The following is an 8,850-nucleotide window of genomic DNA, read 5'->3' on the forward strand; positions in this document are numbered from 1 at the left end:
GGTGAAGCTTCTGTTTCGCCATAACCAATAAGAATTTCACGGCAATGCATTTCTTCGATGACTTTCCGCATTAACGGAGGTGGGCAAGGGGCTCCTGCCATGATGCCGGTGCGTAAACTGCTGAGATCAAATTCCTTAAACCGTGGGTGTTCCAGCTCCGAGATAAACATGGTAGGTACACCATGTATGGCGGTACACTTTTCACGGTCCACTGCTTTTAGTACCCGCTCAGGATCAAAGTGCTCACAGGGAATAACCGCGCAGGCACCAACGGAAAAACATAACAGGTTGGCCAGCACCATGCCGAAGCAATGATAAAACGGTACCGAAATGCATAGCCGATCCACTTCGGTAAAGTGCATGGTGTGGGCGGTAAAATAGGCGTTGTTTAAAATATTCAGATGGCTAAGCACGACGGCTTTGGGAAAGCCGGTAGTGCCAGAAGTGTATTGAATGTTGATGGCCTCATCACGGTCCAGTGAATCAGTCACCGCATTGAGTTGTTCCATGGAAACTGCTGGTGCAAACTCGATGACTTCTTTCCACAAAGTAAAACCGGAATAAGGCCGCAAGGTATGTTCTATATAAGAAGGTTCAAAAACTACCACGCGACGCAAGGCAGGGAACGCTTTACTCTGCAGTTCGCTGGGCAGTGACTCCTTGAGTTCCGGTATTAACTCTACCAGCATGGATATATAGTCGCTGCTGCGAAACGAAGGAATAACAAATAAGCCTTCAACCTCTGAGCGTTGTAGTGCGTAAGCGAGTTCCCGCGGACGGTAAGCGGGGTTGATGTTGACCAGGATGGCGCCGATGCGGGCCGTCGCCATTTGCAGCAATAACCATTCGATATTGTTGGTCGACCAGATGCCGATGCGGTCGCCTTTTTTAAATCCGATTCCCAGTAAGCCCCGTGCCAGTTCGTCGACGCTGTCGCTGAATTGTCGATAGCTTAAACGTTCTTCCTGTGGCAGGGAGACCACTGCCTCCCGGTTTGGGAATTGCGCAACAATGCTGGCGAAGTGTTCCGGTATCGTTGTACCTAACAGTGGTTCATCGCCGCCACGATGGAAGTAGCTTTTCATAGTTTAGCTCGTCTCTTTACTGGTTTCTTCCAGTACACTATCCCAATAGCTATCCACTCTTGCCTGAATTTCGTTAATCATTGTGTCATCACGTTGTGGCTGAAACAGGTGCTTGAATCGCCCCTGTGTTTTTAAATATTCTTCCACCGGTTTGCGTTGGTGAGGAATTTTAGTATGAGTCACTCGTCCGTCGACGTATTCTTTTAATGGCCATACCCCGGTATCGACCGCCAGTTTGCCTATCTCTGCTGCAAACTGTGGGTCAAAGTCCCAGCCAGTAGGGCAGGGAGCTAGTGCGATGATCATTCTCGGACCTTTCATGTTTTTCACTTTCTGAATTTTTTTGGCCAGATCCAGCGGTTCGGCGCCAATGACTGTGGCAACATAAGCCGGCCTGTTGGCAACCCAGATTGAAAACAGGTCTTTTTTAAATCCCGGAAAACCGTGTGAGCCTTTGCTGGTGGAAGTTCTTGCTGCGTGGGGGGTTGCTTCCGAATATTGCTGTCCGGTATTGCCGTAGCCTTCGTTGTCGTAACATATATACAGGTAATCCAGGTTACGGTCGATGGTGCCGGAAGTGGCTGATAAACCCATGCCGTACGCAGAGCCATCGCCGGTTAATGTGATCACCTGTAAATCATCTTCCGGTGCAATGCGTTTTTTCGCTAACAGGATATCCAGCGCATCGCGTATACCTTGTGCGCCGGCAGGCGCGGATGCCATGGCGGTATACAACCAGGAACCACGAAACGGCGTAAAAGGATAAACCGACAGTAGTGTCATGCAACCTGCCGCATTGGTAAATACGGTTTTTTCACCCAGAATGTCATAGATTTCATGTAAAGCTTCCAGTCCACCACAACCGGCGCACATGGGAGTACCCGTACCCAGTAAATGGGTGGAGGGAAGTTCCTTCATGCGTTTGATCAGTTTCTCATTCATATCAGGCTTGTTTATTCGCTTGAGTTAAGTTCTTCTCGCTCGACATGGGCAATGGCCTGCAATTTACGCATTCCACGCAACTCCTCTTTGGTATACAGCAGACGTGGCTCGGGTGTTTTGTTTCGCTTTGCTGCATCTTGCAGTGTCACGGCGATTTCATAAAACTCTTCGGCGCTAATGTCACGCCCCCCCAATCCACCAATGAAACTGGCCAGTATTGGTGTGCCACTCTGACTATATAAAGCAGAGGCGACTTCAGTATGTAATACCCCGCCTTTACCCATAGAAAGGTTCTGGTCGATCACGGCAACGGCTTTTTTACCGGCTAATGCGTTCTGTATTTGTTGCTCCGGGAAGGGGCGTAGCAAGCGCGGTCGTACTAATCCGATCTTCATACCGTTATCACGTAAGCGGTCGACAGCATCCCTGGCCTTGGTGGCAAAGCAATCCATCATGACAAAGGCATATTCGGCATCGTCTGTTTGATAAGTTTCCAGCGCAGTATAATGACGGCCAAAGCGCTCCTTAAATTCCTGGGTGATTTCTTCGTACACCGGTAAAGCTTCCATGGCAGCCAGATGCGTTTCGTAACGAAAATAGGAATACGGACCACCGCCTAAAACGGCGACCGCCTGGCTGGATGGCGACGAGGCACGAAAGCGCATGTTTTCCGGGTTAAATTCGCCAACAAATTCACTGGCGATTTTAATATCTGGAATTTCTACCGGTTCACGGGTAAAGGAGAGATAAAAACCATCCTGGTTGACGATAACCGGTAAGCGGACCCGCTCATGTTCGGCCATACGATAAGCAATCAGGGTGCTGTCCAGTACTTCCTGGCAGGTCGCGCAATGAAGTTGCAGGAAGCCACTATCGCGAGCGGCCAGTACATCGTTGTGATCAGGTTCGAGGGTGATCGGCGCGGAGAGTCCGCGTGATACGTTCACCATGACAAACGGTGTTCGCCAACCTGCCACGTTGTACATCATTTCCATGCCATAGAGTAATCCCTGGCTTGAAGTTGCAGTGAACACGCGTACACCCGTCGCAGAAGCTGCACCGGCTGCGGTAATCATGGAATGCTCTGATTCGAGTGTAACCATACGGCTGGCAATTTCATTACTGTCAATCCATGCGGCGATGGTCTCAATGATTTCCGTTTGCGGCGTAATGGGAAACGCCGGGATATAATCCACGTTGGATAAGCGTGCTCCCCATGCTGCTGCACCATTGCCGGTAAGAAGCAGGCGGCTCATGATGATACTCCTGGTTGATTTTCTTTTTCCTGTTCTATGGCCTGTGTTTCCGGGATCGCTGCAATGGCGTGGGGCGGGCATTGTGCAACGCACACCAGGCATCCCTTGCAGTGGTCATAATCGATATCGGGGAGGTTGTTTTTAACATTGATCGCGCCATCAGGGCAGAACGTACTGCATACCCACCAGCAACCTTTACATAAGTCATAATCGATAATAGGCCGCATGGTGCGCCATAATCCGGTATTAACTTCAACGCTGGTAAGGCTGGTATGAATCGTAGGCGCTGATACTCTGGCGTCTTCAAAGGGGAAATCAATCCATTGTGGTTTAACATAGTCCTGTGCTGATATTGCTTCGCCTTCGGCAACTTTCTCTACTGTATGTTTTTGTATGTGCTCGTACGCAGCAAAAGCATTGGAGATATTTTTATCGACAACCGCCTTGCCCAGGTGTCCCAACTCATCCTGTATGGCCTGGCCAAGTTTGTCTCTGGAGATGACGCCGACCAGGCTGGCTGCGGCACCAGCGGTAGTGGCGCCGATATAGCGTAGTTCAGCGCGATCTTCCACTTCTTCGGTTTCGGGTAAAATGACGATAGGGCTTTTTATGTTTAGCCGATGTTGCCACGTTTCATGATCGTCATGGCTGTTGATGAGGATTATCGTATGGTCACTTATTCCCTGAAGCACGCCCGCTGCAGGTACAGGCACCAGGCTGTCATCAGCCACTACCACGAGGTCGGGGTGGTTGATGACGCCGCGCTCATTGATTGTTTGGTTGTCTGCTCGCACGTAGGCAAAGAGTGGTGCGCCACGACGTTCCGCGCCATAGCGCGGCGCATCCTGCACTTCGTACCCTTCCAGGAAAAACGCGGTTCCCAGGATACGACTGGCGGTTTTCATGCCTTGACCACCACGACCATGAAAACGGATACGAAACATAAGTGCACCTATGAGTTGTGTTTAACTACAACAACGTTTCTGCAGGTTTCTTTTGCCCCTGGAGCAAAGCGTCGAATAAGTGCTTCTTTAAACCTCCCCCTTTTTCAAAGGGGGATTGAGGGGGATTTTCGTTTGACTTTAACATTTCGACCAAGTATGAATTATCAATTACCCTTAAGTTTTCCCACATCCCTTTTAAAATGAGCGCCTTTGTATAGCCATCTCAGGGACTGGGTTGTGGAATAGCGATAAACTATATAAATCCTGGCGCCGTTGAAAACAGAGAAAAGCGCCTGAAACTCATCGCTTTCTTTACCCGCTCCGTAGCCAGTTCCATGGCAGCCTGGCGTGGTAATACACCTTCGTCTTTCATCCTGTCCAGAACCATTTGTGTGTTGCGGCGTACCTTTTCTTCGATAGTTTCAAAGGCCGCGGTTTTGTTAGAACCCTGGTATTCCATGGCTGCACATATGACGCCACCCGCATTGGCAATAAAATCCGGCACGACAAGAATGCCTTTTTCATGCAAGGTTTTTTCAGCGCTATGAGTAATGGGTATGTTAGCGCCTTCCACCACTAACTTCGCATTAAGTCTGCCCACGTTGTCATCATGAATTACATCGGGTCGTGCTGCAGGGATCCAGATATCGCAGGCAATGTCTATTAACGCATCACCCTCCAGTGTTTTACCGCCACTATATTCAGTGACGGATTTACCTTGCTGTTTTAGTTCAACCAGCGCATCAATGTCCAGACCATCAGCATTATAAACCGCACCCTGGGTATCGGCAGTTGCGACCAGCATGGCTCCCTTTTCCCGCAAATACAGGGCGGTGTGTTTACCGACTGCACCGAATCCCTGGATGACAACTCGGGCACCTTCGATATTAAAATCACAAAACTCCAGTGCGACATCGGTGACGTGGCTGAGCCCCCATCCGGTGGCGCCTATTTCGTCCAGCGGTATTCCGCCCACTTCCCTGGGCAAACCAACCACGCGACCTACTTCATCCTTGATCCAGGCCATGCATTCTTCATCGGTGCCCATGTCCGGGGCAAAAATATAATCTTCTTCATTGCGTAATGAAGAAGCCATGGCACGCAAAACTTGCTGTTTATGTTTCTTAGGCATTTTAGGATCACCATAGACGACAATTTTGCCACCGCCGTGAGGTAAACCGGCCGCGGCATTTTTAAAGGTCATCGCGCGCGCCAGGCGTACACACTCTTCAGTGCTCACATCTTCGGCCATACGAATACCACCAATAGATGGTCCCTTGGCAACATTGTCAACGACCAGAATGGCTTTCATACTGACCGAAGGTTCATAGACATGAATTATTTTTGACGGACCCAGCTCGTCGGTGTACTCGAATACATCTTTCATAATTTGTCCTTTTCGCTTGTGTTCTTAACAAGCCGTACAAAATCTTGAGTTTAATTTAAGGTTATATGACGGCACGCTGACAGCTATTGACCAGGATCAAGGTCACTGTCACCACGTAAAGACTGATAGATCTAAACTTGACTAAAATCAGTCAGCTTTAAAGGAGGTGAAAAACTAGCCTGAATAATGAAGGTATCAGGCTGGTCTCTATTCGGTAAATATCACTATAAAGAGTTATGTGTTCCGTCACATAAGGGTGCGTTGGCGGTTTTTTTACAGCCACAGAAATAGACTTTTTCCGACTTGTTTGCAGTGAAAGCGACAGGTGTAAAGTCGCTGCCTTTATGTGAACCATCACAAAATGGCTGCTTTTTACTTCGACCGCAGGCGCACCAGTAATAAGTTTCTCCTTCGGTGACATCGACAGCATAAGGCGCTTTTTGAGGGCTTTCGGGTTCAGCCATAATATTTTCCTCCCGGTTTATTGCTAGAAATTTGCCTAGTAAAGTAACTCGGTCCAGCGGCCTCCAGCGACCAGCTCCTTGCGCCGGCGATGCCACTTTTCCGGAGACCCGGCCATTTTGCTAAAGGCTTTATCCAGCATTACGTTCACGTTGGATAATCCTGCTATATATACATAAGTGTTGTGGGCGCAAATCATTTCCCATACTTCATCTTCATGTTCTTCAAGAACCTGGTCCATGATTATATGTTCATGCCAGTGGGGTCTTGGATTAATTGCCTGAAATGCTTTAAAAGTTTCTTCATCGTAGTACTGGGTAAAATCATCGATCTCATCATTCATATAAAGCAAATCCAAACCAGAATGCGCACCATAAAATAGTCGTACCTTTCCAATCCAGCCGCCGACATTTTTGTAAATATGTTTTATAAAAGCCCGGAACGGTGCGATGCCGGTTCCCAGGCTAATCATTAATAAGTTGGCGTGTTTGTCGTCGGGTACCTCAAAGGGTATGCCGTAAGGGCCACTGATTCGAACATGGTCACCTTTATTTAAATCACATAGATAGTTGGATGCGACACCCTTGTATTCTTCGCCACTGTATTCGTCAATATATTTGCAGCGTTTGACAACAATGGTGATTTCCCTGTCATGTCCCGGGTCCGGTTTGGGAATATCAGCGACTGTATAAAGTCGCACATGGTATTCATGACCGAAATCGTGAGGGCCGGGTACCAATACACCTATAGACTGACCTACATGATAGTCAAAGTTTTTGTTGTCAATCTCCAGAATTAATTCCCTGACTTCGTCCATGGCATCGTCAGACGTTATTGGGCGTGTCGATGCAACCGTGGCATCAAAGTGTTTGCTGATATCATAATCGTCTATACGCATAGTTAATCACCTATGTATTTACAGATGGTGGCGAAGCATAGAAACGCACTCGTGTTATATTAGTGTTTCTTAAACAGATCTTGCATCTCAAACCATATGGTTAATGCCAGTGCGATACACAGTACAATAATAGCTGTCGTTGATAACATTAGTGACTCCCTAATCCAGCGAATCCCATAAATGTGAGTGAAAGTATGCCTGCAATCATTATGGTAATTGCAGTACCTTTTGCCAGGTCTGGTACCGTGACCAGGTCCAGTTTTTCCCGCAATCCCGCCATCAATACCAGTGCCAGGGTAAAACCCGCACCCGCTCCCAGGGCATAAAACAGGCATTGCACAAAGTCATAACCTTTGTTGGTCTGAAACAACGCCAAACCCAGGATTGCGCAATTCGTAGTGATCAAAGGTAGAAATATGCCCAGGGTACGAAACAGCGCCGGACTTGCCTTTTTGATCACCATTTCCACGATTTGCACCGTGGAAGCGATAACTACTATATAAGAAATTAATTGAAGATAAGGCGCATTGATAACAATCAATAAAGTGTGCAAACCATAGGCGCACATGGAACTGATCACCATGACAATGGTGACTGCGCCGCCCATACGCGTGGCAGAGCTGAGTTTAGCGGATACCCCCAGGAAAGGGCAGATACCCAGGAAATAAGCCAGTACAAAGTTATTGATCAGGCTGGCGTTAATAAATATTGACCAAAGGGAATCGTCAACCATTACCGGATTGCTCCTTTTCTTCCTGCCGGCGTTGAATCCAGTTGAACACCAGTACCCACAGCCCCAGCACAAAGAAACCGCCGCCGGGTAATATCATGATGATCCATTTTTCAAAGCTATCGGCAAAGAGCTGGAAGCCGAACAGGGAACCATTGCCCAGGATTTCCCGAACGCCTCCCAGCATCAGTAATGCAATGGTAAATCCGGTGCCCATGCCAGCGGCATCTGAAAATGATTTGCTCACGGTATTCTTACAGGCAAACGCTTCGGCGCGGCTCAGGATTAAGCAGTTCACTACGATCAAGGAAATAAAAGCACCCAGGGCTTTATGCAACTCCAGGTCTATTGCCTGTATGAGGTAATCCACGACGGTAACAAAGGTCGCAATGATTAGTATGTAACAGGCAATTCGCACCTGGCGTGGAATAAATGCGCGTAAACTCGATACCAGCACATTGGACATGATCATTACGAACATCGTGGCCAGTCCCATGGCCAGGCCATTTTGTGCAGAGTTTGTTACCGCTAACACCGGGCACATGCCTAAAGCCTGGGCAAACACCGGGTTCTGTAACCACAAGCCTTTAATAAACTCGTTGGTATCCTGGGCATCTCCCCCTGATCGTTCAGGTGTGATACCACAGTGAGGAGTGTCCTGGCTCATTGCTGAAAATCCTTTAATTGTTGTTGTATTTTGGGAATCCATTGCGATGCACTATCGGCTACCATTTTACCGACTGCCCTGGAGGAAATGGTTGCACCGGTAATGGTGTCGATTTGCCATGGTTGAGATTTTTTACCGGGTTTAACCACTTCAACAGGATTTTCCAGTCCGTTCACGCTTGCATTTACCCTGGCATCCAGCGCAACAAAATTTTTCTGAAATGTTTTATCGGTTTCAATCTTGGTGCCCAGGCCCGGTGTTTCCCGGCTGGAAAGAATTTGATAGCCGCTAATAATTTGCTTGTCAGGCTGATATCCATAGAGCATTTCAATGATGTCCTGATAGCCCATGGCGTTGGCTGGTAATATAGTACCGAGTAGATTTTTATCACCGTCATACATGGCATAGACCACGTTGTCTTCTATGTCTTCATTGACCTGAATGAATTTACCGTCGGTTTGTAGCTGGTAACGCTGAAA

10 protein-coding genes are annotated in these 8,850 nt (G+C 48.1%); all 10 read right to left on the reverse strand.

Translation table 11 applies throughout. The features are described from left to right. Positions 1-1,085, reverse strand: a 1,085-nt coding sequence (locus ACWVCM_RS13435; protein ID WP_455202271.1) for an AMP-binding protein, incomplete at its 3' end; no start/stop codon positions are given. Positions 1,086-1,088: 3 nt separating this feature from the next. After that, positions 1,089-2,027 (reverse strand): thiamine pyrophosphate-dependent enzyme, encoded by a 939-nt coding sequence (locus ACWVCM_RS13440; protein WP_455202272.1) that lies wholly within the window; start codon positions 2,025-2,027, stop codon positions 1,089-1,091. 11 nt (positions 2,028-2,038) lie between these two features. Then, on the reverse strand, positions 2,039-3,283 hold the full coding sequence (locus tag ACWVCM_RS13445; RefSeq protein WP_455202273.1) for a hypothetical protein: 1,245 nt from the start codon (positions 3,281-3,283) through the stop codon (positions 2,039-2,041). Further along, positions 3,280-4,227 carry a 2-oxoacid:acceptor oxidoreductase family protein gene (locus ACWVCM_RS13450; RefSeq protein ID WP_455202274.1) on the reverse strand — a complete coding sequence of 316 codons (948 nt, stop codon included), beginning with the start codon at positions 4,225-4,227 and terminating at the stop codon, positions 3,280-3,282. The genes ACWVCM_RS13445 and ACWVCM_RS13450 overlap by 4 nt, the downstream gene beginning before the upstream one ends. Before the next feature lie 253 nt (positions 4,228-4,480). Beyond that, positions 4,481-5,614, reverse strand: coding sequence for a Glu/Leu/Phe/Val family dehydrogenase (locus ACWVCM_RS13455; protein ID WP_455202275.1), 1,134 nt, complete (start codon positions 5,612-5,614; stop codon positions 4,481-4,483). Positions 5,615-5,838: 224 nt separating this feature from the next. Then, positions 5,839-6,078 (reverse strand): CDGSH iron-sulfur domain-containing protein, encoded by a 240-nt coding sequence (locus ACWVCM_RS13460; RefSeq protein WP_455202276.1) that lies wholly within the window; start codon positions 6,076-6,078, stop codon positions 5,839-5,841. Between the two features lie 35 nt (positions 6,079-6,113). Then, positions 6,114-6,974, reverse strand: a complete 861-nt coding sequence (locus ACWVCM_RS13465; RefSeq protein WP_455202277.1) for an FAD-binding oxidoreductase — start codon at positions 6,972-6,974, stop codon at positions 6,114-6,116. 148 nt (positions 6,975-7,122) lie between these two features. Then, positions 7,123-7,707, reverse strand: coding sequence for an electron transport complex protein RnfA (locus ACWVCM_RS13470; protein ID WP_455202278.1), 585 nt, complete (start codon positions 7,705-7,707; stop codon positions 7,123-7,125). Further along, positions 7,700-8,371 carry an electron transport complex subunit RsxE gene (gene rsxE, locus ACWVCM_RS13475; RefSeq protein WP_455202279.1) on the reverse strand — a complete coding sequence of 224 codons (672 nt, stop codon included), beginning with the start codon at positions 8,369-8,371 and terminating at the stop codon, positions 7,700-7,702. Before rsxE ends, ACWVCM_RS13470 begins: the two co-directional genes overlap by 8 nt. After that, a partial coding sequence (locus tag ACWVCM_RS13480; RefSeq protein WP_455202280.1) for an FMN-binding protein occupies positions 8,368-8,850 on the reverse strand: 483 nt, incomplete at its 5' end. The genes rsxE and ACWVCM_RS13480, both read right to left, overlap by 4 nt.

The sequence above is a fragment of the Kaarinaea lacus genome, assembly GCF_975902315.1.

Excerpts from the sequence above, each read along its gene's own strand:
- ACWVCM_RS13470 (WP_455202278.1), bottom strand. The coding sequence starts at position 7,707 with ATGGTTGACGATTCCCTTTGGTCAATATTTATTAACGCCAGCCTGATC.
- ACWVCM_RS13445 (WP_455202273.1), bottom strand. The coding sequence starts at position 3,283 with ATGAGCCGCCTGCTTCTTACCGGCAATGGTGCAGCAGCATGGGGAGCA.
- ACWVCM_RS13455 (WP_455202275.1), bottom strand. The coding sequence starts at position 5,614 with ATGAAAGATGTATTCGAGTACACCGACGAGCTGGGTCCGTCAAAAATA.
- rsxE (WP_455202279.1), bottom strand. The coding sequence starts at position 8,371 with ATGAGCCAGGACACTCCTCACTGTGGTATCACACCTGAACGATCAGGG.
- ACWVCM_RS13460 (WP_455202276.1), bottom strand. The coding sequence starts at position 6,078 with ATGGCTGAACCCGAAAGCCCTCAAAAAGCGCCTTATGCTGTCGATGTC.
- ACWVCM_RS13450 (WP_455202274.1), bottom strand. The coding sequence starts at position 4,227 with ATGTTTCGTATCCGTTTTCATGGTCGTGGTGGTCAAGGCATGAAAACC.
- ACWVCM_RS13440 (WP_455202272.1), bottom strand. The coding sequence starts at position 2,027 with ATGAATGAGAAACTGATCAAACGCATGAAGGAACTTCCCTCCACCCAT.
- ACWVCM_RS13465 (WP_455202277.1), bottom strand. The coding sequence starts at position 6,974 with ATGCGTATAGACGATTATGATATCAGCAAACACTTTGATGCCACGGTT.